Genomic DNA, 26,349 nt, shown 5'->3' with positions numbered 1-26,349 from the left:
TAAGATAAAATAAAATCCCATAGATAAATCTAGAGGATTAAAAATTACTTACTGATACTTTGTAAGTTTGCTATCTATTTTTTTATTCTTCATCCATATCTAAAAAGTAAAACTTCTAGTTTATAGAAATTGTACTTCTTTAGATATAGTAATTGGTAACAGTCAAAATTAGAGAGTCATAAAAAATGATAATAACTATTGACTATTGATTATTGACGAAATTACCTATTGCTGGTTATAAAATACCAGTTTCGAGCAACACTTTGCAGCTTACCATTGTGAAGACTGGAGTTGATGATTTTTGATTGGAATTTCTACAGAAATTGGTATCAATTGCACTGCACAGGCTTTTAATTCTGGTTGGAGTGAATCGGGGCACGCTTCTGGATGGGTGAGGGCGTTAGCTTCGGCATTGTCTGCCCACAGTGAACCCCAGTGCATAGGGACAAAAACTGTACCAGGTGCGATCGCTTTTGTCACTTTAGCAGGAAACTTCCCTTTACCGCGACGCGATCGCACTTCTACACACTGATTATCTACAATACCTAACTTAGCAGCATCACGGGGATGAATTTCAATAAACGGTTCGGGATGCATTTTGCAAATTTTTTCAATTCGACCAGTGCGTGTCTGCGTATGCCAGTGTCCGTAAAGTCGTCCATTAGTTAGCACAAAGGGATAATCTGGGTCTGGTGGTTCTGCCAATCCCTTGGAGTAATATGCCCCAAATCGAGCGCGTCCATCAGGGGTGTGGAAACGCAAGTTAGTGTATAAACGCTTTCCAGAGGTTTTTCCCCCTGCCTCCCCTGCTCCTCTGCTCCCCCTGCTCTCTTCTGGATGGGGCCATTGCGTCGGGCCTTCTGCTTGTAATTGCGTGTGACTGATACCTGTCATATCGCAGGGGAGATTTTTAGTTAGTTTGACAAACTCAGCGTAAACTTCCGCAGAGTTAGTAAAGGCAAATTCTTTCTCAAAACCTAATCTACGTCCAACTTCGGCAAAAATTTCCCAATCTGCTTTCGCTTCTCTTGGCGGTTGGCGAAATGCTGAACATAGAGTTACCACCCGTTCTGAGTTTGTCATCACGCCAGTTTTTTCACCCCACTGGGCTGCTGGTAGCAAAACATGAGCGTAAGCAGAGGTTTCTGTGGGATAATATGCGTCTTGGTAAATAGTGAAAGGCGATCGCAACAATGCCTTTTTAGTCCGCTCTAAATCTGGCATACTCACAGCAGGATTAGTAGCCGCAATCCACAGTAACTCTACAGCGCCATTTTCCAACCCAGTAATCATATCCCAAGCAGTCAAACCGGGATTGGGCGAAATCTGTCCCGGCTTAAGTCCCCAAAACTCCTCAACTTCTGCGCGGTGCTGAGGATTTTTCACCGTCCGATAACCTGGTAATAAATGCGCCAAACCTCCGGCTTCCCGTCCTCCCATTGCGTTCGGCTGACCAGTGAGGGAAAAAGGGCCAGCCCCAGGTTTGCCAACTTGTCCAGTCATCAGGTGCAGGTTAATAATAGTTCTAACCTTAGCCGTCCCTTCTGAGGATTGATTCACACCCATTGACCACAAAGACAGTACCCGCTCAGATTTACCCCAGTAGCGCGCGGCTGTTTCTAAATCTTCAATGCTGATTCCACATTGACGAGCTACTACTTCCGGCGGATAGTGGCGAATTACTTCAGCATAAGCCGGAAAGTTGATGGTGCAATCGTCCATGAACATCGTATCAATGTAGTTCCAGCGCATCAACAAGTGAGCGATGCCATTCAACAAGTCGATATCTGTACCGGGACGAATGGCTAAATGTAAATCAGCGGCTTCTGCGGTTGGTGTGCGACGGGGATCAACCACAATCATTTTGACTTTGCGGTTTTTTTTATGATATTTTTCTAGACGGTTAAAAACGATGGGGTGACATTCGGCTGTGTTAGTACCAATTAAAAATGCACAGTCGGTTAACTCCAAGTCTTCGTAACAGCATGGAGGCCCATCTGAGCCAAAGCTTTGAATGTAGCCAGCCACAGCACTAGACATACATAAACGTGAGTTGGCATCAAAATTATTAGTACCCAGACAGCCTTTCATGAGTTTCTGGGCTATATAATAATCCTCAGTTTGAAACTGACCGGAACCATACATACATAAGGCTTCTGGCCCTTGGGTGAAGCGGATAGTTTGAATCCGTTTGGTGATGAGATCAAAAGCTTCATCCCAACTAACACGCCGAAACTCTTGATCTAAGGAGTCTCGCACCATTGGGTAATGTAATCTATTTTTATCTAAAGATTCTGCGATCGTTGCGCCTTTGACGCAAACCATTCCCTGACTGGATGGATGAGCTTTATCGCCACGCACTCGCCAAGTTGGATTTCCTTGGTTATCTCGATTAGTGGCTTTGCCAAGTTGGGCTGGGGGTGAAACTTCTAAACCGCAGCCAACACCACAGTAGGGACAGAGGGTTTTAGTAAATTCACTCATGGCAGTTGTACTTGTTGTTTTGATTGTGCAACCTCAGATGTAGCGACAGGTTGAGGGTTTGTAGTAAGCACTGAGAGGCTCAGAGCGCGGACTTCTTCAAGAAGTTCGGGATCTTTTTGTTTACTTACTATAAGGATTGCTATAGTTTTATTCTTCAGTTAAGAAGATAGTAGTTGAGGTTTCTGGTAATTCACCTTCAGATGTAGCGGCAAAGGAACCTTTTGGTTCTTTGAGGAAAAAGGCACACATGAAAGCGCAAACTAGGGCAGCTAAACCCATTGTGCTAAATAGCGTTGGAGCGTCGGTTAAGCTAAAAATTGTCAGGTAAACTACGCCGCCGAAATTACCGTAAGCTCCCACGTTACCAGCAATTTGTCCAGTGGCTTCTTTCTTAATTAGCGGGACGATGCTGTAGGTTGCACCGCAGCCAGCTTGAGCAAAGTAAGCGGCAAACATTGTCACTGCGATCGCTACTGGAATTGGCCAGCTACTACTAATAAAATGTGCCATCAAATAACTAACGCCAATGCCAGCACTGATAATTGTCATTGTCCACTTACGGGAGTTAAATTTATCAGAAATTAAGCCACCACTAGGACGAGATATCAAATTTAAAAAGGGATAAGTAGCAGCAATCATCCCAGCAATAACATGCTCCAAGGCAAAGGTTTTTTCAAAAAATGCCGGGAGCATGGACACGGCTGCTAGTTCGCTACCAAAACTAGTTATGTAAGTGAATTCTAGTAAGGCTACTTGACCAAATTGAAAGCGTTCTGATGGAGCGTAAGTTTTCTTGCCAATTAGTAGTTCTCGGTTTACTTCCCAAGCTTTGTAACTTTGGTAAGCAAATAATCCTGCTAATAGCAACCAAGTCAGATACATTTGGTTCAAAGTTAGGAAGCGAATGTTCTTCTGTTCTAAACGCCAAGCTAATAAACCTAGAGCGAAAATCAAACCAAAATTCGAGACAATCATCGCCCAAAAGCTTTTAACACTGGTTACTTCTAGAGAACCATTTTTCTTAGGTTTTTTGTAGACTTTACCTGTGGGCGTATCTTGGACGCTATTGTAATAAATTACGCCGTATATGGCTGCAATAATCCCTGTAAGTGCGATCGCAAATCGCCAGTTAGAAGCACCACCAGCGAAAAAGCTCGTAGAAACTGCCAGTATCGGCAAGGCAAACTCTGCACCAAATGCCCCAAAGTTGCCCCAACCGCCATAAATACCTTGGGCAATTCCCATCTCCTTCGGCTGGAACCATTCGGACACCATGCGGATACCAACCACAAACCCAGATCCGACAATTCCCATCAGCAAACGACTGATGACTAGTTGGTTAAAATCTTGCGCTAGTGCCGTCGCCAAACAAGGAACCACCGTAAACATCAGCAAGATTGAGTAGGTGATTCTGGGGCCAAAACGATCCAGAAGCATCCCAATAATTAGCCGTGCGGGAATTGTGAGAGCGAGGTTACAGATGCCTAAAGTTTTAATTTGCTCTGGTGCTAAATGTAGTTCTCTACCAATGGTTGTAGCGAAGGGGGCAAAGTTAAACCAACAAACGAAGGTGAGAAAGAAGGCAAACCAAGTCTGATGTAAGATGCGGTAGCGATCGCTGAATGAAAATAAGTTTTTAAGCATTCTAATCTTTCTAATTGAAGAAAATACGGAGAAGTTGCGCCTTTGAACTCGGAGGTTGCGCCTTTGAACTCGGACGTTGAGCCTTTGAACTCGGAGGTTGCGCCTTTGAACTCGGACGTTGAGCCTTTGAACTCGGACGTTGCGCCTTTGAACTCGGACGTTGCACCTTTGAACTCGGAAGTTGCACCTTTGAACTCGGAAGTTGAGCCTTTGAACTCGGAAGATGAGCCTTTGAACTCGGAAGTTGAGCCTTTGAACTCGGAAGTTGCACCTTTGAACTCGGAAGTTGCACCTTTGAACTCGGAAGTTGAGCCTTTAAGGTTAAAATCTGAGTTTTAACCAATGACAAATGACCAATGACAAATGACAAATTAGTTACTAACGACTAAGGCTTCTTTATTGAGTTTTGCCCCAAACTTTTGGATGAGTAAATCTTGCAATATTGGTTGTAAGTCTTCGCATGGTATGCCTTTGATGATGCAGGTTCCTAAATGAGCATCTTTGCCGACTTTGCCACCCATATATATGTCAACGCCTTCGAGAGTTTTACCATTTTTGCGAGTTTTAGTTCCCATCAAGCCGATGTCTGCAACTTGGGGCTGTCCGCAGGAGTTGGGACAACCTGTCCAGTGAATTCGCACTGGTTTGGTGAAGGTTAACTCTTCTTCTAAGGCTTTAATCATTGCCAAGGCGCGGTTTTTGGTTTCGATGAGGGCAAAGTTGCAAAATTGTGCGCCCGTGCAAGATACTAGCGATCGCGCCAGCAAACTAGGGTTAATCGAAAATCTTTGTAGCAACGTTTCTGTTAAAAATGTTGCTAAATTCGAGTCAGCAATGTTGGGAATAACAATGTTTTGCTCAACGGTAAACCGGATTTCGCCAGTACCGTAAACCTCTGCTAGACGAGCGATTTCAAACATACCTTCGGCATCCAGCCGACCGACAGGAATATGCAGTCCTATGTAATTTAATCCTGCTTGTTTTTGTTTATATATCCCGATGTGGTCGCGTTTTTCCCAGTCGATCTCGTCTTTAGCTGCTGCGGATATTAATGATTTACCCAAACGGCTTTCTACTTCTGCTCGAAACTTATCTAAACCCCATTCATCGATTAGCCACATCAAGCGGGATTTTTGCCGATTAGCACGTGGCCCATGATCGCGAAATACTTCCAAAACCGCTCTACATAAGGCTACTACATCTTCTGGAGCCACCCAAGCATTCAGAGGAATCGCCGCCTCACAGCGTTTAGCGGAGAAAAAGCCACCGACTAAAACGTTAAACCCGAAAATGTTGTCGTGGGAATGGCTAGAGGGAAAATTTTGCTCCCCTGCTCCCCTGCTCCCCTGCTCCCCTGCTTCCTTAAATGCTGGAACAAAAGCCAAATCGTTAATTTCAGCGTGAACCGAATTGTCTCTTCCACCTGCGATCGCAATATTAAACTTCCGTGGTAAGTTGCTAAACTCTGGGTTCCCTTCGCCTTTGTTGGTGAGCATATCTTGAATTTGTTGTACTAACTCTCGCGTGTCGTACAACTCATCTGCATCCAACCCCGCCACCGGATCGCCTGTGATATTGCGGACGTTATCCATCCCTGACTGCACAGTGGTTAAACCAACTGCGTCAAATCTATTAAATATATCTGGTAAATCTTCAATTCTAATTCCCCGTAATTGAATATTCTGTCTGGTAGTAATATCAGCGCAACCATCATCACCGTAACGCTGCACCACTTGCGCCAAAACCCGCATCTGTTTGCTGGTAAGAATACCGTTAGGCATCCGCAACCGCATCATAAACTTGCCTGGAGTAACTGGGCGAAAAAACACGCCTACCCATTTCAGTCGATGGTCGCGATCTGTTTCGTTCATCGCCTCCCAACCCAAAGCGGCAAATTTATCTATTTCACTCTTGATGGCAAGTCCATCTTTTTCTGCTTTTAATTTCTCAAATTTATTGAGGCTGGTGGTAGTTATTGTGTCTGTCATGAAGCTGAATCTTGTTGTAAATTACTGATATGCTGAGGATCTGTGCTGGTAATTTCCCAATACCAATCAATCCGTAGTTAGATCGGGTGATGTATCTACGAAGGTTAGGGAATAAAAACTAAAAACTTAATACTTAATTACGGCTGATTATTTTTACTCAAGACCATTCCAACGCGAAACTTTAAATCCGTGGTTAGTTAAGGAAAACTTGTCGCCATTTACATCTTGGGAATTTGTCAACAGGTTTAGATAAAAAAGAATTCAAAGGTCAGAATGGGCTAAACGCCCCGCTATCGCTAACAGGAGTCAGAATCAAGACGCGACTCGAAAAGACTCGTTACCGTTGCGCTATCCGCTTTTTCGGTCAAAATTCATCCTGTTAGCGGATAGCTAAGGTTTAGCCCATTCTGACCGGAGGCGGAGCGTCTCCGGCTCCGCTATTGAATTCTGTTCGATAATGTTCATGTAACAATTTCGATACTCATAACTTAAGATGAGATTTTTGTTAAAATCGTATAAAATGTTACGTTTTTTGGTATAATCTGCAATAAATGCACAAATACTATGCATTTTTTACATTAAAGTCACCAATGAACGATGTAAAACGCTTAATCAACGGTATTTGAGATGACTAAAGCAATTTTGGGTCGCCATAGATTCATCCCAAATCTAAAATCCAAAATTGAGTGGCAGATGTTAGTTAAAACTTAGATATATTTCAACAGCTATGAAACGTCGTGATTTTATTAATTGGGTAGGTTTGGGTTTGATTGCGAGTTCTCTACCTGTAGCGATCGCAGCTTGTTCTTCTCAAACAACTCCAGCATCTAAAGATTGGCAAACAGTAGGTACATCAACAGAATTAGATAAAACAGGTCAATTGCTGGCGAAAGACTCACCCGCCGGGCCTGTGCTGGTAGTGGGCACATCTAAAGCCGCCAATTTGACTGCTGTTAACCCTACCTGTACTCACGCAGGTTGCACTGTAGTATGGAAGCCTGATGCGAAAAAATTCGCTTGTCCTTGTCATGGTTCGGAATTTGGGGCTGATGGTAAAGTGCAAAAAGGCCCAGCAACAGAAGCGCTGAAAACTTATGCTGCCAAAATTGAGGGTAATTCTGTTGTAGTCAAACCAAGCTAATGGAGGCGGGAGCAGGGAGCAGAAGATGATAATTAATAGCAGGATATTGTGAGTAATATCAAACAGCTTTTTGTGCAAGTTGAGACAGCATATAATGCAGCTGATTGGTCATCATTAATTCAATATTTGCAACAGTTAACTTTGGGGACAGACTCGGAAAATTTAGAGATAATTAAAAACCGAGAATATCTTCTGAAATTAACACTTTCAATGTTAGAAATGGGGGATTTTCAGCAACGCTGGGAAATTAGCAAAGTGTTGACTAATTTGGGAAATATTGCCATTCCACCACTCATTGAGATATTAGAAGATGAAGACGCAGAAGAAGAATTACGCTGGTATGCAGCCAGGACTTTGGGCGAATTTCAACACCCAGAAGCCATCGCAGCAATAGTTGAATTGTTAAAAACCGATGAAGATGAAGAATTAAAAGCGATCGCAGCTACAGCACTAGGGCAAATGGGTACTGTTGCTATTACTTCACTCTCGGAACTGCTATTAGATGAAGATACACGATTGTTAGCAGTGCGATCGCTTTCATATATTCGCCAACCAGAAACCATCACACCACTCTTGAGTGTAGTACAAGATCCACAAGCAGCAATCCGCGCCGCCGCAATTGAAGCCATCAGTAGTTTTCATGACGAACGTGTAGCACCAATCCTGTTGAACGCTTTGGATGATATAGCCGCCACAGTGAGGCGTGCAGCAGTGCTTGGTTTAGGTTTTCGCCCCGATTTACACCAAGCATTAGATTTAGTAACGAGACTGCAATCCAAGCTTTACGACTTTAACCTTGAGGTTTGTTGTGCAGCCGCAGCTTCCCTTTCTCGCATGGGGAGTGATGACGCTGCCAAATGCTTATTTGATTTGCTGATTTTACCTGATACACCAATAAAGCTGCAATTAGAAACCATCCGCGCTTTAAGCTGGGTGGGGACATTATCGAGTTTGGAATATTTACAAACAGCACTGAATCAAAGTACATCAGAAACAGTGTGGCAAGAAATTGTCACAGTTTTGGGACGAGTCCAAAAACCGCAGTTAACTACACCAGCCGCAGAAATATTATTGCAAATACTACGATGCCTTCGGCGAGCTTCGCTAACGCCATACCCAACCACAGAGATTACCAACATTAAAAGTGCGATCGCCTTATCTTTAGGACAGTTAGGCGAAATGCAGGCAATTGAACCATTGATTTCGCTGTTAGGCGATTCTAATGCATCGGTGAGACTACATGCGATCGCTGCACTGAAAAATCTGGATAGTGAAGCCACACATCAACAATTGCAGCAGTTAGCAAACAACGATGCAACCACGCCAGATTTAAAACAAGGAATAGCGATCGCTTTAGCCGAATGGTAGATTTTAGAAATAACTGATAATAAAAGTATTCCTTAAGTCGCAAGCAAGACACACCTGGAGTATGAAGTTATAAGTTATCACGTGAAATAATATTGTGAAGTATTCTTAATAGAATAGAGCCTCAAGCGTTATTAGCATCTGGCTGCTTATAGTTCCAAGTTCATTTATATCCAAATAACGAAAAGTTAAAGTTTGTAGTATTTTCTTTATTTTGGCTAAGTAAGCTAAGTTTCACGGTTTTTAGATACTAATTGCAAACTCTAAAATAGTTTTTTCACACTCATAGACTAAAATGCCAAATTAAGTCCTGCGATATAAATGGTTTTACACTTAGGGTAGAAGTTAGATAACAAACTATCAGCTATCCTGTGTACAAGCAACAAAAGAATTCACAATAAGTAATTAAAAAAATAGATAGAATTAAGAGAATATAATTTGTTTTAAATAAATATTATTCTTTATCATCTATCAATTGTGAGCAAGCGATTTTGGTCGTGCGTTCTTAATTATGAATTAGTAATTACTGATTATGAATTATTTTACTTTTTCTGATCAATAGTCAGCCATTGTGAGATGTTCAAATGCTTTCAATTTTTCCAAAATAAGCTAGATCAAATACTCCTCAACAACTGGTCGATATTTACCTATTTAGCAGTGGATTGAATAGACAATATCGGTTTTGGAAATCAATCACCCACACAAATCTAGAACATACAAGGAACCATAAGTATGAAGCCTTTGAATTTATCTAAAGCTGTTTTAGCTACTGTCTTTGCCATCAGTTTCGCCTCTGTGTCCTTACCTCCTTCTGTTTTTGCCCAGAGTGGAGGTTCTAGCAGTGGTGGCTCTAGCTCAGGTACTGGCACAACGGGTAGTGGTACAGGCACTGGCACAACGAGTGGTACAGGTACTGGCACAACGGGTAGTGGTACAGGTACTGGCACAACGAGCAGTGGTACAGGTACTGGCACTGGTACAACGGGCAATGGTACAGGTACTAGCACAACGGGTGGTGGTCTTGGAACTGGCACAACGGGCGGTGGTCTTGGTACTGGCACTGGTACAACGGGCAATGGTACAGGCACTGGTACAACGGGTAGTGGTACAGGTACTGGCACAACGGGCGGTGGTCTTGGAACTGGCACTGGTACAACGGGCAATGGTACAGGTACTGGCACAACGGGTAGTGGTACAGGTACTGGCACAACGGGCGGTGGTCTTGGAACTGGCACTGGTACAACGGGCAATGGTACTGGTACTGGTACTGGTACTGGTACAACAGGCTCTGATTCCACAGGTACGGGAACTGGTACAACAGGCTCTGATTCCACAAGTACGGGAACTGGTACTGGTACAACAGGCTCTGATTCCACAGGTACGGGAACTGGTACAGGCACTGATGCTACAGGTACTAATAGGAATGCAGGCATCACAACATCTGAAAGAACTAGCGATCGCGGTTTCAATTGGGGTTGGCTAGGTTTGTTTGGTTTAGCTGGTTTAGCAGGACTAACTCGTAATCGTGAAAAAGTCCGGGCTTATAGCGATCCTGATGAAGTAACAGGTTCTCGCAGAAAATAGTATTCACAATACTCTAGGAGGGTACAGCTGTAGTTTGTGCCCTCTGTGCCTCTTGCAAATCTGACGCGATCGCAGCCGTATACGCAAGTGTACGGCTATCTGCTTGAGGTTCTACAAAACCGTGTGTTGTTCAACAGTTGCATAAGATAGCGATCGCTGATTGTGATTAGGGATGATTGCAAGGAGTTCATGTTTGCTGATAGCTTAAAAAGCCTGAAATGATTATCTGACAATTATTTCAGGCTTTTTACTATTCAAATTCATAATTATCCAATCTGCTTCAATATCTGCGGAATCTGGGTTAAAACACACCTCTACTTGCCGCTTTGTTAACATTTAGATGTGTTTGCTCTGTTATTTACCTTCTTTAAACTCACAAAGAGGGGTTGGGGGTGATGTCTTAACATGATTACTTTATGCACTTGGGAACCCCTATGTAACAAACTCTACTAAATTATGGTTAAAAATCCGTTAACTTAATGAAACCAATAAATGTAATTCAGGCTACATAAAAATGCGCCTAGAGCAGTTGCAAGCCTTTTTAGCGATCGCCCAAACCGGCAGCTTTCAACAAGCAGCGCGAACATCTGGTGTTACCCAATCGACGATTAGTCGGCAAATCCAAGCATTAGAAGCAGATTTGGGGATAGAACTATTTCACAGAAGCAGTCATGCCAAACTGACGCTAGGAGGTGAACGTTTGCTACCCCGCGTCCGCAAAATCTGCCAAGAGTGGCAGACTGCGACAGAAGAATTAGCCGATTTAATCGCCGGAAAGCAACCAGAACTTTGCATTGCCGTGATTCACTCTCTATGTGGATCTTACTTACCACCAGTGTTACAAAAATTTTGTCATGATTATCCAGATGTGCAATTGCGGGTGACTTCATTGGGAAGTGATCGCGCCCTGAAAGTCCTCAAAGATGGGTTGGTAGATTTAGCAATTGTGATGAATAATCGCTTTTTAACCACCAGTAGAGAAATGGTGGTAGAAGTGCTTTATGATGAACCGATAGAAGTTTTAACCGCAGCCAATCATCCCCTGGCCCAATATGAATTCATCCCTTGGTCGGAGCTAATTCGTTATCCCCAAGTGGTTTTTAAAGATGGCTATGGGATGCAGCGCCTAATACAAGATAGATTTGAGCGCATGGAAGCTACACTCCAATCGGCTTTGGAGGTAAATACCCTAGATGCCTTTCGGGGAGTTGTGCGCCAAGGAGAACTAATAGCTTTGCTACCTCAATCAGCATTACTGGAGGCACGTCTTGACCCTACCCTAGCGATTCGTTCCTTAGCCAGCAATCATACTAATGGTTTAGCAGATGGTTCCAGTTTGACTCGTCGGGTAGTGATGGTGACAACTCAAGACCGTCTACAAATTCCACCCATCAAACACTTTTGGCAACTGGTGCTAGAAAATATACCACTACAAATTGACCAGCAGCGATCGCCTTTGTCACCTGCCATTTTGTTGGACAACGTGAGTTAACTCATGGGCAAGTAATTCCTTCCCTCCGTTACTCTCTGGAGCATATTCTCCTTGACGGAAAAATATATCCTGCCCTGTGGTGAAAGCACGAGCCTGGATGGACTGGTTGAGTTGGTCAGAGCGGCTATCTGTGTGGATTTTGACACCACTAAAGTCAGTCCCAAAAGATTGTTCCATTGGTTGCCGGATATCGTCTGAAAGCGGCTGTCCGCCTCCGCGTTCTTGTTGGATTGAAGTTTCCAAGTCAGATGTGGCTGCAACTCCACCACCCTGACGTTGCAGCGAAATATTGGTATCCACCAGAGATTTCATTTGTAATTCTTCTTCCTCAGGTAATGCTTCCCGTTGTAGTGAAATATTGGTATCTGCCAGAGATTTCATTTGTAATTCTTCTTCCTCTGGTAATGCTTCTCGTTGTAGCGAAATATTGTTATCCGCCAGAGATTTCATTTGTAATTCTTCTTCTTCCTCTGGCAATGCTTCTCGTTGCACAGACTGCTTACTTACAGACTCGCCCATCGTCTGCATTACCTGCTGTGCTACTCTATCAGCTTCCTGCTCGTAAACATCTCCTGGCTGGTTAATAGTGAGTTTTGTTTGGGGACGTAATGATATACGACTAATGTCGTGCATTAGTGGTTTGTTGAAGGGTTGCACCGATGGAACTGCTTGGGATGAAGCACCAGAGGAGTCTAAACCAAAACCACGCGTCGGTTGTTTGAGTGCAGGTATTGAGAAGGAAGCAGTGGTTGCTTTTTTGGGCTGACTTACGCGTTCTCTCATGTACTTCTCCTGATGCCCGATCAGTCGGTGGATAAATATCTATACTAGTTGATCATCTTTAACTAGAGTACAGCGATCGCACTTTTAATACAATTCATTGAAAGTCTAAATTTTCGGCAACCCAATTTTTATAGTATCGGGCGATGTCTACGACGGGCTACGCCTACGCACTTCAAGAGGTGTAGGGTGGGCAAATCTTGATAATTTGACAATTTCATGTCCATTTACTCAACTAAAAAAAAGAGATGCGATCGCACGTTTTCGCACTCTACAATAGTGGCGATGCCTGCGGTGGGCTGCGCCTACGCACTAAAATGTTAAGTAAATCAGAAAACGTTAACAATGGCAGCTAAAGATAAATTTCACACTGTAGTTAGAATTGCTTTAGAAAAGGAGCAGTGGAAGATAACCGATCGATCCTCTGCGACTAGAAGTTGGCGGAACTAAGTTTGAAATAGATTTAGGTGCAGAGCAACTGTTAGGAGCAGAGCGGGGTGAAGAAAAAATTGCAGTTGAAATTAAAACGTTCCTGAGTGATTCACCATTAACAGATTATCATGCTGCGTTAGGACAGTTTTTGAATTATCGGCTTGCCTTAGAAATCAGCGATCCAAATCGCATTCTCTATTTGGCAGTGCCCATAAGTGTTTATGGAGCTTTTTTCAAGCGGGAATTTGCCCAAATATCTGTAGAGAGATATCAGATTAAACAAATTATTTATGACCCAATTCAAGAGGTAATTGTACAATGGATACCCTAGAGTCTAATCGCCATATCATTCAGTCGTTGTTGACGACTTATGCTGCTATCCCAATAGCGAATGGTCAGATTGATTGTTACACTGTTTTTGATACAAAACAAGACCATTACATGGTTATGAATGTGGGATGGGATGGTCATCGGCGAGTCTATGGTTGTGTTTTACATTTGGATATTAAACAGGGAAAAATTTCGATTGAGCAGAATATGACGGAAATGAAAGTGGCTCAAGAACTTGTAGAGAGAGGGATTCCAAAAGATGATATTGTTTTAGGATTTCAATCTCCTGAAATGCGGGAATATACGGGTTATGGAGTTTTTTAACGACAACATCGCGATCGCACTTCACACTCTACAAGATCAGGCGATCGCACTTTTAATACAATTCATCGAAAGTCTAAATTTTCGGCAACCCAATTTTTATAGTATCGGGCGATCGCACATATTCAAGTTGAAGCTTCAGCAGGCGCATTATCTATCAGCCATGCCTCACCTGCTTTTTCACTGCTGCTATATCCCGTTGTATAGCCCCAAGGTACTGCCGATACGCCCATAGCAATTAAGATACTTGGTACCAGCTTTTCATCTAATTCAGCAACCTGGAATTCGTTCTTTAGTTTCTCCAAGATAAATTGTCGTGGATATTCTGGCATCATACTTAAGGTCTCCCGACTCTTCTGCATTTCTTTCCAAATCTTATTGAAAGCAAATTTTTGACCAAGCTCCTTCCATTGCTCTTTACGTTTTCCATACTCTGCCTGAGCAGCAGCCAATCTTGTTTTGAGATCCGCTTCGCTGATTCCGCCCTGATTGTCTTTATTTTGTTGCATGAAGGCTAAAGTGCCAAGATCAAGAGAAGGATAGGTAACTTCTGCAAAATTGCTAACTTTTAAAGACCAATTATCCTTCGTATAAATATGGTCAACACTATCTGAGGCTGTTAAATCTAGCCATGCAATATAGTTGCTTCCTTTTTTTAACCGCAAAACTAAATCAGGACGGGTTCCACCCACTGTTACCTGTGTATCCACTGAATACTCTCCAGATATGTTGGGGTGAAACTCCGAGTTTGAGTCACTCACCAAGGATTCGATTACATATCCAAAGGCTGCTGCCATCAACTTCGGGCGCTTTTGCGATAAATGTTCATTCCACTTTTGAACCCAAAGTTTGGTATAACCGTTCAATTCCCCATAAGCTCCTAAACTAGGTACGGTAATTGCATAGTTATATGCCTTTTGAACAGTTTCATTATAGGCTGTGAAGAAAGCCTTAGAAGCCTCGGCACTTGTTGGATCGGATTTGTCATAGGTAGCATTTTCGATATCTCGCTGGATTATAGGTTCACTTTTTTCGCTACCTATCATTAACATCGGCGATCGCTGCACCATCGGCTTCATCTGTAATTCTTCCTCATTCTCTGGCGCTTGTTGTCGTTGTATGTCCAGAGATTTCATCTGCTGTGCGACGCTATCAGCTTCCTGTTCGTAAATGTCTCCAGGCTGGCTAATTGAAAGTTTTGCTTGGGTACGCAGTGGTATACGACTGATATCGTGAGTAACTGGTTTATGGAGTGGTTGTATTTTTGGAACCGCTTGGCGTGAAATTGCCGACGACTCCAAACCAAAGCCGCGTGTTGGGTGTTTCAGGGATGGAATTGAGAAGCCTGTAGTAGTTTTTTTCTCTTGGCTGACGTGTTCTCTCATTTTCTTTTCCTGGTTGCCCAAGCAGTAGCTAGATGAATATTTTGCTGTTACTCACAATTTAGAGTACTGCGATCGCATTTCCAACACAATTCCTCAAAAATCTAAATCTAGGGAAAAACTAAGTTCGACTTTTGGCTACTTTTGATTCTGATGCAGTACCTTTAGCCTTGATTTAGGGAGAGTTTTTTTATTTATGGACTCAAATCAGCAACAGAGTTTTTTCACATTCGATGGAGATGTTGGCGGTACTGCTGGCTACGCAGGGGTTTCGGCGGCTAACAAGACGGCGAATGCTGCGAGTAAATACCTCAATGACTCGCGGCTCTTGAACCAACTTACAGAACACGTGTATAAACTGCTGCTAGAAGACTTGCGATCGCAGCGCGAAAGGGTAGGTAATTATGATTCTCAAAGGTGGTTGTGATGGCTACAGGCGCTAATAACGGCAACATTACTCACGAATTAAATTATGTCACTACTAATCGTTTCTACGTTGAGATAGACAGTTCTATTGCTGCATCTTTCGCCGAATGTTCAGGATTAAGTATTCAAATTAAGAAAAATGTTTTTCAAGAAGGTGGTGTCAACGATCAGCAAAGAATTTATTTAGGTCATACAGAATTTACAGACATAACTCTTAAACGTGGAGTTACCGATCATCCAGGTTTTTGGAACTGGATGAATGCAGTTTTTGATGAACAAAAGAAAACATCCCGGCGCAATGTCAATATTCTGATTTTCAATCAAGCCGGTGAAACAATGATGAGTTGGACTTTAATTGGTGCTATCCCGATAACCTGGAAAACACCGACACTTCAAGCAGATGGCAAAGCCGTTGCCATTGAAGAATTAACTTTAGCTTATGAAGGTTTACAAGTTGCCAGAGCTACAGGAGGAGGTAGTTCTGTACAACGAAATCAAAAAACCGGATATTTTGTTTCTAGTTAATCGGCTATTTTTCAACTATAACTATGCAAATTATTCAACCTACACTAGGAAACAATATTCACCCCTTGGGGATTAGAACATCTTTATCTAATTCTCACAGAATGTTATTGAGAAAAGAGTCTCACTCTCTACATTCACAAAGTAATTTTATTAGTTCCATCCAGAATAAACCACCATTAGTCGCATCCTCAAAGTTTTTATTATCTCGTGAATATGAGCCATCGATACAACCACTAATAGGCTGGGATAGTTGGGATACTCAGGATATAAATAATGACTTTCCATTACTTGAGTTCGATTCTGTTGATTTTATAAATCCACTAGAAGATAGTAATATTATTAATAGTAGCGAACCAGTAAAAGCTAGTATTCCAGAGAACATACAAACTCGCATTGAGGACAATACGAATAATAATACGTCATCAGAAATCAATATTAGTGCTAAAAGTAAATCTAAATCTAAATCAAAAAAAACAAATAAATCTCAACAGCCCCTAGAAAAAAAGTCAGCCACTAAATCTAAGACTAAAAAATCGGTCAAATCATCTACAACTAAGTTGATTGACCAAAGCAACATTCCTATTAATTCAAATGAAGATAGCTTATTAGCTTCAGATAAACCTCTACTTTTTGAGGCTAACTTAGAACTTCCCACTTTACAGCTTGATATTGCTTCAAATAATATTACAAATGATGATAATTCAATTGGTATTATAACAACACCAGATTTGCATAACGTTAATATTACTAACGACGAACTGCAAGTAAATACTGAATTATCATCTAATTTACCTAGTAAAGAATCGTCTGATATAGAAAGTCTTTTGCAATTGCAACAAGAAAATAAATTAGATGATAATACAAGTGATTTAGTAGAATCTTCACTTGTAGAACTTCCTTTTTATCAACAAAATGTAGATCAAACATTTGTTCCCCATAGTTTATTGGGTAATGATGAACAGCAGATAATCCCTAAAACATTAGAATTAGTTAATATTTCAGATATTCCAGTCAGTCCAACGCTACCACAACAGGATATTGAAACAGATCAACTTCCTTCCATAATTGATAATCAAACCATCGCTTCTCCAACAAATTTAATACAGAAGAATGAGGTGTTGCCAACCTTTATATCTCCATCATCCGAAGAGAAATCATCATATATAAATAGAAATAGTGATTTTGAGGCGATTACAGACATTGAAGCAGACTTAATTTTAGAAAATAATCCAAATAATTTTGTCGCTGATAATTTTGTGGCTGATAATTCTCTAGAAAATTCAGCTTTATCATCAACATTGACATCACCTGATATTAATGACACACTTCATGTTTTTGCGAATGATGAAAATATAGTAGGGACGCACAGCTATACACCACTACATGATGTTGGTGTACCTAATTCTCAGTCTTCATTTGCAAAAAGCCCGATTACAATACAGCCAGAGATTGTCTCTAGTTTTACGAGTCAGTCTCCAGCTAGTATACCTATTCAGTTAACACCAACCTCAGCCGATATTGAAGACACACCCAGTTTATTCACAAACTCTGATAATCATGAACAGTTAGTAACTTTAGAATCACAATCTGCTATTGCAGATAATCTTTTAGATGTCTCAACAAATGTAACTTCACTGGAAAATGACAGCAGTATTGAGAATACTATCAACGAGTATACAGAAAGTTATCCTATCTTAGCGCTACCTGAGATTGTGGAAACATCAGAAATTATTGCCACATCGCCTGAGATTGTGGAAACATCAGAAATTATTGCCACATCGCCTGAGATTGTGGAAACACCAGAAATTATCGCCACATCACCTGAGATTGTTGAAACACCAACAGTTATCGCCACACAGCCTGAAATTAGTGAAACACCAGCAGTTACCGCCATATCGCCTGAGATTGCTGAAGCACCAACAGCTACCGCCACATCACATGAGATTGGTGAAGCACCAGCAATTATTGCCACATCGCCTGAGATTGTTGAAACTGTGATGTCTCACGAGGACGTTAACACACCAACAATTCCCGCCACATTACCTGAAATCGTTATAACTGAGAGTATTTTCAGGAAAACTATTGACAATGAACAACCAATAGAATTAGAACTTCTTTTCGCGGTAACAAATCCTGAGATATCAACCTTTGTTGATATTTCAGATAATCCAGATAATCCAGATATAGATATCACAGAAGAAGCAACTTCCGCACAAAATGAGGTAACTATACCATCTGAAGTTGAGCAAAACGCGACGATTAAAAATTTGCCCGCACCTAAAGGTTATGCTACTGGTGGTCATGTAACAGACTCCCACGTTGAAAATCGTCAGCAAATAGCACCCTCGGATACAGTACCAGCAATGCTTACACCTGGAGAGTTTGTGATTAATACCAGGGATGCACAGAAGAATTTACCTCTACTACATCACATCAACACTGGTGGAACACCGCAAGATATTATCCTTCCAAGTTTACAGACACCCAATCCCACAGAACCAGAAGAAACAACTTTTCCAGAGACTCCGACTAAAGTCGATTCTTTTCCAGACACTTCATTACAGCTAAAAAGCACTGAAACTTACTCACCTCAGATATCCAATTCTGTAATTCCTTCTTCTTTGGGGTTGAATATTAGTAAACAGAAGCTTTCAATTCTCAATTCTCCACAGCTTAATCCTCTTCAAAACGAAACAATTGATGTGGATGAACCTTCACCTCAATACTCTTCACCTCCCCTAATTTTCCGAAAAGCAAATCCCAATCCCCGCACTAATACACCTTCCCAATGGTCAAATACACCTTCTCAATGGTCAAGTGTGGAAGATTTACTCAATGCAAATAATGATGAATTCACTAACTTTAATTTTAGTGATGTGGAATCTAATAGCCAAAATTATGATTTTTCTCATGTTTCAGAGTCGCCACAAGTTTTTGCTAAACACTTTCCTACACCTAGAGGCTTTGCTGATGGTGGAGAAGTGACTCCACCCGACATATCTAGAGAAATACAACCGATAACTGAGACAATAGAGAATACCTCTTTAGCTTCTCAAGAAGATGATAAAGATGATACGACTAATCTTGAAGCTCTAGCTCGTGAAATTTATCACAGATTACGACAACGGATAGAAATTGAACGAGAACGTCATGGCGGTTACTCTGGTCGATTACCTTGGTAATTTTCTATTCAATAATTAACTTTTGGAGAACTATTCAAATGGCAAGTCCGGCAATTATTGTTATTCAAAAGCGCCAACCGCAACTTGAGAAAGCCAAACTTGTAGCTTATAACGGTGAAGCACCAGATATTGAATTAATGTTTAATCCTACAGATATTAGTTTCGCTCGAACTGTGAAGTGGGAAAGTAAACAAGGTAACAGGGGAACTACTCTACTTCCAAAGGTCAACTTTTCTGGGGTTGAGCCTTATAAGTTTACACTGAAACAATTATTATATGATACTTATGAAACGAAAGAGTCGGTGATGAAAAAGCATATTGATAATATTAAGAAAGGTGTGGAAACTATCAATAGAGCAACTGATAAGCGTCCACCTGTTTATATATTTACATGGGGATCAGAGTATTTTTATTGTGTAATTACGAGTTTAACTTACTCTTTAAATATGTTTCTGAGTGATGGTACACCAGTTAGGGCACTGGTAGATATAGCCTTGCAAGAAGTAGATAAAAATAACCTTCCTGGAGGACGCGAATCTGATTCTAAAGGTGCTAGTCGCCAGCCAAATCCCAAACTGGGGAAAAATACTTAAAATTTAGGATTGTTGGAACATTTTAAATAGATTAGTATTAAATAGATTACTACTTATGCCTAAAAAAAGTCTTTATTTAAGCGAACCTAAAATTCAGATAGACGGAAAACCCGCTTCGCCTGAATTAATGAAGGATTTGTTGCAAATAACAATCGAAGAAAGCCTTCATTTGCCAGCAATGTTTACGTTAGTAATACATAATAGCTATATTCCTACATCTGACCGACCAGAAAATAAGGCTTGGCGACATGAGCCGTTGTTTAAAATTGGCAAGAAAGTAAAATTGGGTTTTACTTCGAGTACTACTCTAGATAATAATTTTCAAGATGAAGTAGAAAAAATCCTAATTGAAGGCGAAATTACTGGGATGGAAGTTCACTTCAATGAAAAATCTGAAGCTGATATCATTGTTCGTGGTTATGATATTTCTCATCGTCTTCACAGAGGTCGTTATAATCGTTCTTTTTTGAATGAAACTGATAGTGATATAGTCAAAAAAATAGTTCAAGAAGTAGGCATAAGACCTGGTAATATCGATTCAACAGGCGAAGTTAATAAGTATGTTTTCCAAGAAAACCAAACTAATATGGAGTTTCTGCGAGAAAGGGCAGCCCGTAACGGTTTTGAACTATTTATTACAGAAGATAAGCTCAATTTTTGCAAACCAAAAATCCAGGAATCTCTAGCATTAGAATGGCTAGATGATATTAGTAAATTTAGTACCCGCGTCACCAGTGCTGAACAGGTGAGTTCTGTAGAAGTACGTGCCTGGGACTATACTAAGAAAAAATTGATTAGCCAAATAGCTAATAAAGAAAAGCAAGTAACTGAGACAGGCAATCAGCTAGGAAGTAGTACCAGTAGTGCATTTTCTAATCTTAAGTCTCCCAAAATGATTGTTGTAGATAAGCCTGTCGCCAGTCAAAATCAAGCAAAAGCTATGGCTCAGGCTTTATGTGATGAATTGGGAGGAGAATTTGTTTATGCAGATGCGAAAGCAGCAGGGAATCCTGATATTCGTCCTGGACGAGTTGTTAAGCTTAAGGGTATGGGCGATCGCTATAGTGGTAAGTATTATGTTACAGAAACCCGCCATTTCTACAGTCAGCGCGTTTATGAAACTGATTTCAGCGTGCGGGGGCTACGTTCTGGTAACTTATTCACAACTCTATCTCCACAAAAACGTCTACAGCCATCTGAGACTCTATTAGTGGGAATTGTGACTGATAACAAAGACCCACAGTCATGGGGTAGAGTGAAGGTAATGTTTCCCACTCTCACAGAAGAACATACAAGTGACTGGGCGAGAGTTGTAGCTTTGGGAGCAGGCCCAAATCGAGGTTTTGACTGCTTACCAGAGGTCGGCGATGAAGTTTTAGTAGGTTTTGAACATGGCGATATCCACCGTCCCTACGTCATTGGCGGAGTATGGAACGGTCAGGATGCACCACCGGAAAAGGTGGATGACTCGGTTACAAGTGGTGTGAGATTACGCACCATTAAGACTCGTGTAGGTCATGTTCTACAGTTTGTTGAAGAAGATAAAGGAAGTAGTAAAAAAGGTATTCGTGTAGAAACCACAGGTGGTCACAAAATATATCTCAATGATAGCGATCGCTGTATAGAGATTGAAACCACAGGTGGTCATAAAATCAAAATGGACGACATGGCTAAATCTGTTTCAGTGAAATCAACAGGTAATATGTCATTAGATGCTGCTGGAAATATAGACATTTCAGCCAACGGCGTGATTACAGTTAAAGGTGCATTGATTCGCCTTAATTAATTTTCAGGAGGCAGGAGGTAGTGTTTCGACTACACTCAACAACCAGGCAGAAGGCAGAAGGCAGGAGAATGCTTGTTTGCCCTTGGGAGAAGACTCGCTGGTACTAACGTAATTTGTAATTTTCGGTGAAATAGTTAATGAAAAACACTATAGGAGGTTGTGATGGGTAAACCAGCAGCAAGAATTACCGACAATGTGGCGCACCCTTTACCCCCAGTCTTGACAGGAGGGCCGGGTAGTCCCAATGTGTTGATTGGGTCTTTACCTGCGTGGCGAGGTGTGCTTGCAGCAGCAGTACCAGCTTTGCAGTCCGCCAAAACCGCTTCTGATACAGCTATTCAAGTGGCTGAGGCTGCTACTTTAGCGGCGGCTGGTACACCAGGGGCACCTGCTGCCTTAGCTGCCGAACAAACTACAAAGGCAACATCTGCTGCTACTATGGGTAGTGCGATCGCTGCTGCTGCTGTCGGTGCTGATATTCATAATTGCGCCACACCTTTACCCTTGCCTCCTCATGGCCCTGGGGTTGTGATTGACGGTAGTCAGACTGTGCTGATTAACAATCTGCCAGCCTCTCGGATGGGCGACACCGTTTTAGAAGCATTGGGGCCACCGAATAAAATTGTCAAAGGTGATTTTACTGTTTTGATTGGTGGCTGATTGGAGAGGCGGAGGGGCGGAGGGGCAGAGGGGCAGAGGAATACTGCGCCTACGAGTATCAAAGACTCTTTCGCGAGTATTCAAAGACTTGTCCGCGAGTATCAAAGACTCGTCCACGAGTATCAAAGACTCGTCTATGAATCTTAATATATACCAAATTACAGTTACATATAATTCTCCCTCCGCCCCTCTGCCCCCTGCCCCCTGCCCCTCTGCCCCCGCCTCTTCATCCTCGACCTTTGGCGAATAGGCTTAAAGCCCTTGTGCCGATATCTTTGAAGATATCCATGTAACAGCTGTCTAAGTGCCAGATATGGTTTATGGTCGCGATCGAGCCTATTTGGGAACAGGTTGGGCTTATCCACTGCATTTAAATGTGCAAGGTGGGATACAACTTAGCCGTGAAGATCAAAAAGTTAAAGAATCTATTTGGATTATCCTCCGCACGGGAGTAGGTGAACGGGTTTATCGACCTACATTTGGTTCGCGCTTGTCGGAACTGGCGTTTGCACCTTTGAATAGCGATACCCTACTGCGAATCCGTCTTTATGTTTTGGAAGCTTTAGAAGTTTGGGAACCACGCATTACTATCGATGAAGTTGTCACCGATCCTGACCCTATGCGTGGCAGAGTGGACATTATCATCAATTATCGACTTAAAGACAGTCCCGATATTTATAGTTTTGTTTATCCTTATTATTTGGTTTCAGCTGGGGAGGAATCGTGATACGAATTAAAAATTAAAAATTGAAAATTAAAAATCAAGAAAGCTAAATTTTATCTGGGTTTCTAGGCTTGTATCTGTCACATTCTTTTTTTAAATTGGTATGAACTTTGACTTTTTACCGAAATTACCTTCTTCCAATTTAGACGATCGCGCCTTCGATGATTTGGTGGAAGAATGTATTATGCGTATTCCTCGCTACTGTCCAGAATGGACTGACCACAATCTCAGTGACCCAGGAATTACGCTAATTGAGTTATTTGCTTGGTTAACTGACCAAATGTTGCTCAGATTTAACCAAGTACCCCGAAAAAATTATGTTGCGTTCCTAGAATTACTGGGTATTCGTCTTCAGCCTCCCGCCCCAGCCCGCACAGAATTAACTTTTTATTTAAGCGCTGCACTACCTGAAGCCTACACGATTCCCGCCGGATTAGAAGCCTCAACTATCCGCACTGAAACTACAGAAGCGATTACCTTCAGTACAGATTCGCCTCTAATTATCGGCAAACCCCGCATCCAACATTTCTTAACTGCCCAAACTACCGAAGATATTCCCCAATCTCTGCGCGAAAGAGTCACAACTTCCTGGACTCGTCAATCTAACGGTTACTGGACAGGTAATGAACAACCGATTTTTGAAGAGGAACCCCAGCCTGGTAACTGCTTTTATTTAGCAATTAATTCTGACGATCCTTTAGACGCTAATGTTTTAGAAATTATTTTCCAAGGGGCTGCGGCTACCCCGGCTGGGATTAACCCCAATCAACCACCCCGGAGGTGGGAAGCCTGGGACGGGGAAAATTGGCAACCCGTTTTATTGCAAGAGTCAGATGATAAAACTCGCGGTTTCAGTTTTTATGAAATGGCCCAACAGGGTGGAAACCCATCTCAAGGTGCAGAGGTACGTTTGCATCTACCGCAGATTTGGCCTGTGGCTAATTTTACCTCATACCGAGGTCGCTGGTTGCGCTGTAGCTTTGTTTCTACAGAAGCAAATGAAACTGGTTACAATCGCCCACCACGAATTATTGGTTTAGCAGTGCAGTCAATTGGCGGTACTGTTAGGGCTAGTCACAGTACGCTAATTCAAGATGAGCGATTGGGAATTAGTGATGGTACACCTGGTCAGAGTTTCCAATTACAAACAGCACCAATTTTAGAACGTCGAGAAAATGAATATATTTTAGTTACTCCTGCTGGTGGTTTGCCGCAAAAGTGGACTGAGGTGAGAGATTTTGCTGATTCTGGACCGCATAACTTTCATTACACCATCGATTCCATCACTGGTACAATCCAATTCGGGCCGCTGATTCGAGAACCTAGCCAACTGAAACAGCAAACCCAGGTACGAACGCGAATTCAGCAACCATCACTAGATGACACATCTGTACAAGTTCTGGAAAATAACCAATCCGAACACCAGTATGGGGCGATTCCTCCCCGTGGATCAGAAATTAGGATGGTTACTTATCGTACAGGCGGTGGCAGAGAAGGCAATGTGCAAACTGGGGCAATCCAGTTTTTGAAGTCTGCGTATCCATATATTGCTAGTGTGGTCAATCGTGTACCTGCAATCAATGGGGCTAATGCCGAATCACTGGAACAGGCTGTAATAAAGGCTCCCCGCATCCTCCGCACGCGCGATCGCGCCGTCACTGCTGAAGATTTTGAAGTTTTAACTCAACAGGCGGGTGCAGGTGCGATCGCGCGTGTCCGGTGTTTGCCAGCAAATTCTCGTAGACAAGCTGGTATAGTTAGTTTACTGGTAGTTCCTTATGCAAACACAGATGCGATCGCACAAGGCAATGGCATGACACCAGAAGAGTTTACTCTTAGTAATGCCCTGCAAGAGCAAATTTTGAGTTACTTAGATGAAAGACGCTTATTAGGGGTACAAATAGAATTACAAGAGCCGAATTACGTAGGTGTTTCGGTACAGACAGAAGTTGCTTTAGAGCCAGCATACAACAACACCTTTGCCAGCGAAGAAATTCGCCGGAATTTAAGGCGATCGCTATATAAATATCTAAATCCCTTAACTGGAGGAATCGACGGCAAAGGTTGGCCATTTGGGCGACCAGTTTATACATCAGATATTGTCGCATTACTGCAACAAACCCCAGGCGTGCGTCATTTAGGCCCCGTCTTGCTGTTTCCCATCCGCAAGCAAGGAGAAAATTGGCGACGACAACCATCCCCAGAACAATTGATCGATCCAGGATCGGAAGGTTTGATATGTTCTTGGGCTGATACAAATCTGCGTTCAAATCACGACATCCAAATAATTAATCGCTGATTTGTCATTTGTCATTGGTCATTGGTCATTAATTAATTATCTATCCTCCTCTGCTCCCCTGCTCCACTGCTCCCCTGCCTCTTCTTATCCCCAATCCCCAATCCCCAATCCTATGGTTCAAAGTCGCTCTAGTCCAGCTGTAAGCATTCAATTAACGCCAATGCAAATTCCCGAAGCTTTACCTGTGGCAGGTTTAGCATTTGCAAATGCAGAAAACATCGATGTTGCTGGGCGTAGTTTACTCTTGCATCCTGGACATCCCAGCGAGATGATTGTCCAAGTACAAAACTTAGAACAACGTCCTTTGCGGGTAAGCTTAAGTATTGAGGGTAACTTCCCATCCCAGTGGTGTCAAATTGGCACAGAAGGCAGTGAAATACCGCCTCATGGACAAATGGATGCTGTTCTCTACTTCTCAATTCCCGACACATTTTTTGAAGACCAAGAAGCAATTTCACCTGGTAAAAAAGATAAACTAACGCTCAATTTTCGCAGCTTAATTACCCTACATATAGACCCAGGCACGGACAACGAACAAATCGAGAGAAGCGAGTATTTCGATTTATACATCCGCCCCTACACTGCCTACATGGAATTCTTGCCAATTTTGTATCGAGAAGTGGACTTTATTGGTCGCTTCATGAAGATATTTGAGCAAGCTTTTCAACCAATAGTTAATAGCTACAATGTCATGTGGGCAAACCTCGATCCCTTGACAGCGCCGCAGGCACTATTACCCTTTATGGCTCATTGGGTTGCTTGGCAAGTAGATTCTATTTGGGATCTCCAGCAACAGCGGCGTTTAATTCGCCGTGCCGTAGAACTTTATCGCTGGCGAGGAACTCGTAAAGGATTGCGTCTTTACTTGCATCTTTATACTGGTTTACCACTAGACGAACATTTAACTAATGAAGCTGATAAACATATTAGTATTACCGAACCTTTTGGCCCAAGTTTTATTATTGGAGATGCACAACTAGGAAATGCAGTTTTAGCAGGTGGACAACCATATCATTTTATAGTATGTTTGCGTTCAAATATTTCAAGTGGCATCATCAACGAAGAACTTATCCAAAGAATCATAGAACAAGAAAAACCTGCTTTTTGCACTTATGAATTATCTATCGAGAATCCCACTAATTAAATAATTCGTAATTAAGTAAAATTAAACAGACTTTTAATCTAAAATCTAAAATCCAAAATCTAAAATT

Annotated in this window: 20 protein-coding genes and 1 pseudogene; 16 read left to right on the top strand and 5 right to left on the bottom strand. The window is 42.0% G+C overall.

The genetic code is table 11. The features are described from left to right. Positions 1-270 precede the first annotated feature (270 nt). Both V7L31_RS03405 and V7L31_RS03400 read right to left on the bottom strand, forming a co-directional pair. The gene (locus tag V7L31_RS03405; protein WP_334694947.1) at positions 271-2,484 is read right to left on the bottom strand and encodes a molybdopterin oxidoreductase family protein; all 2,214 of its coding nucleotides are present in this window, start codon (positions 2,482-2,484) and stop codon (positions 271-273) included. 147 nt (positions 2,485-2,631) lie between these two features. Next, on the bottom strand, positions 2,632-4,128 hold the full coding sequence (locus V7L31_RS03400) for a NarK family nitrate/nitrite MFS transporter (RefSeq protein ID WP_334694946.1): 1,497 nt from the start codon (positions 4,126-4,128) through the stop codon (positions 2,632-2,634). A 63-nt stretch (positions 4,129-4,191) separates the two neighbouring features. Between V7L31_RS03400 and V7L31_RS03395 the strand changes: the two genes are divergently transcribed. Next, positions 4,192-4,467, top strand: a complete 276-nt coding sequence (locus V7L31_RS03395; RefSeq protein ID WP_334694945.1) for a hypothetical protein — start codon at positions 4,192-4,194, stop codon at positions 4,465-4,467. Between the two features lie 32 nt (positions 4,468-4,499). Here the strand turns inward: V7L31_RS03395 and V7L31_RS03390 are convergent, their stop codons facing one another. Further along, positions 4,500-6,116 (bottom strand): ferredoxin--nitrite reductase, encoded by a 1,617-nt coding sequence (locus tag V7L31_RS03390; RefSeq protein WP_334694944.1) that lies wholly within the window; start codon positions 6,114-6,116, stop codon positions 4,500-4,502. 727 nt (positions 6,117-6,843) lie between these two features. On the opposite strand from V7L31_RS03390, the gene V7L31_RS03385 reads away from it, so the two are divergent. The 4 genes from V7L31_RS03385 (at position 6,844) to V7L31_RS03370 (ending at position 11,698) form a co-directional block, all read left to right on the top strand. Continuing rightward, positions 6,844-7,257, top strand: coding sequence for a QcrA and Rieske domain-containing protein (locus V7L31_RS03385; RefSeq protein WP_334694943.1), 414 nt, complete (start codon positions 6,844-6,846; stop codon positions 7,255-7,257). Positions 7,258-7,302: 45 nt separating this feature from the next. Continuing rightward, positions 7,303-8,625, top strand: a complete 1,323-nt coding sequence (locus V7L31_RS03380; protein WP_334694976.1) for a HEAT repeat domain-containing protein — start codon at positions 7,303-7,305, stop codon at positions 8,623-8,625. A gap of 729 nt (positions 8,626-9,354) precedes the next feature. Further along, positions 9,355-10,206, top strand: coding sequence for a WGxxGxxG-CTERM domain-containing protein (locus V7L31_RS03375; RefSeq protein WP_334694942.1), 852 nt, complete (start codon positions 9,355-9,357; stop codon positions 10,204-10,206). Between the two features lie 514 nt (positions 10,207-10,720). Then, complete coding sequence (locus V7L31_RS03370; protein WP_334694941.1) at positions 10,721-11,698, top strand: LysR family transcriptional regulator; 978 nt, start codon at positions 10,721-10,723, stop codon at positions 11,696-11,698. On the opposite strand, the gene V7L31_RS03365 is transcribed toward V7L31_RS03370, so the two are convergent. Continuing rightward, on the bottom strand, positions 11,666-12,481 hold the full coding sequence (locus V7L31_RS03365) for an eCIS core domain-containing protein (protein WP_334694940.1): 816 nt from the start codon (positions 12,479-12,481) through the stop codon (positions 11,666-11,668). The two genes, V7L31_RS03370 and V7L31_RS03365, sit on opposite strands and share 33 nt — an antisense overlap. A gap of 342 nt (positions 12,482-12,823) precedes the next feature. On the opposite strand from V7L31_RS03365, the pseudogene V7L31_RS03360 reads away from it, so the two are divergent. Continuing rightward, positions 12,824-13,241 (top strand): annotated as a pseudogene (locus V7L31_RS03360) (XisH family protein). Then, positions 13,229-13,564, top strand: a complete 336-nt coding sequence (locus tag V7L31_RS03355) for a XisI protein (protein WP_334694939.1) — start codon at positions 13,229-13,231, stop codon at positions 13,562-13,564. The pseudogene V7L31_RS03360 and the gene V7L31_RS03355 overlap by 13 nt, the downstream one beginning before the upstream one ends. 122 nt (positions 13,565-13,686) lie before the next feature. Here V7L31_RS03355 and V7L31_RS03350 read toward each other — a convergent pair whose 3' ends face one another. Then, the gene (locus V7L31_RS03350; RefSeq protein WP_334694938.1) at positions 13,687-14,946 is read right to left on the bottom strand and encodes a hypothetical protein; all 1,260 of its coding nucleotides are present in this window, start codon (positions 14,944-14,946) and stop codon (positions 13,687-13,689) included. Positions 14,947-15,139: 193 nt separating this feature from the next. On the opposite strand from V7L31_RS03350, the gene V7L31_RS03345 reads away from it, so the two are divergent. From V7L31_RS03345 to V7L31_RS03305, 9 genes are all read left to right on the top strand, one after another. Next, positions 15,140-15,370: a hypothetical protein gene (locus tag V7L31_RS03345; RefSeq protein WP_334694937.1), complete on the top strand. Its 231-nt coding sequence runs from the start codon at positions 15,140-15,142 to the stop codon at positions 15,368-15,370. Beyond that, positions 15,370-15,894 (top strand): phage tail protein, encoded by a 525-nt coding sequence (locus V7L31_RS03340; RefSeq protein WP_179065051.1) that lies wholly within the window; start codon positions 15,370-15,372, stop codon positions 15,892-15,894. Before V7L31_RS03345 ends, V7L31_RS03340 begins: the two co-directional genes overlap by 1 nt. A gap of 23 nt (positions 15,895-15,917) precedes the next feature. After that, positions 15,918-19,076: a hypothetical protein gene (locus V7L31_RS03335; RefSeq protein ID WP_334694936.1), complete on the top strand. Its 3,159-nt coding sequence runs from the start codon at positions 15,918-15,920 to the stop codon at positions 19,074-19,076. A 38-nt stretch (positions 19,077-19,114) separates the two neighbouring features. Then, complete coding sequence (locus V7L31_RS03330; protein WP_334694935.1) at positions 19,115-19,669, top strand: CIS tube protein; 555 nt, start codon at positions 19,115-19,117, stop codon at positions 19,667-19,669. A gap of 55 nt (positions 19,670-19,724) precedes the next feature. Then, a complete protein-coding gene (locus tag V7L31_RS03325) occupies positions 19,725-21,455 on the top strand; it encodes a VgrG-related protein (RefSeq protein WP_334694934.1) in 1,731 nt (576 codons plus the stop codon). Between the two features lie 162 nt (positions 21,456-21,617). Then, positions 21,618-22,115 (top strand): PAAR domain-containing protein, encoded by a 498-nt coding sequence (locus V7L31_RS03320; RefSeq protein ID WP_334694933.1) that lies wholly within the window; start codon positions 21,618-21,620, stop codon positions 22,113-22,115. A 313-nt stretch (positions 22,116-22,428) separates the two neighbouring features. After that, a complete protein-coding gene (locus tag V7L31_RS03315) occupies positions 22,429-22,842 on the top strand; it encodes a GPW/gp25 family protein (RefSeq protein ID WP_179069090.1) in 414 nt (137 codons plus the stop codon). A gap of 100 nt (positions 22,843-22,942) precedes the next feature. After that, the gene (locus tag V7L31_RS03310; protein ID WP_334694932.1) at positions 22,943-25,138 is read left to right on the top strand and encodes a putative baseplate assembly protein; all 2,196 of its coding nucleotides are present in this window, start codon (positions 22,943-22,945) and stop codon (positions 25,136-25,138) included. 112 nt (positions 25,139-25,250) lie between these two features. Continuing rightward, positions 25,251-26,282 carry a phage tail protein gene (locus V7L31_RS03305; RefSeq protein ID WP_334694931.1) on the top strand — a complete coding sequence of 344 codons (1,032 nt, stop codon included), beginning with the start codon at positions 25,251-25,253 and terminating at the stop codon, positions 26,280-26,282. Positions 26,283-26,349 lie beyond the last annotated feature (67 nt).

This window comes from Nostoc sp. (genome assembly GCF_036916655.1).
Lineage (GTDB): Bacteria > Cyanobacteriota > Cyanobacteriia > Cyanobacteriales > Nostocaceae > Nostoc.
The sequence above is the reverse complement of the archived record's forward strand: the minus strand, read 5'-3'. Positions and strand labels throughout refer to the sequence as shown.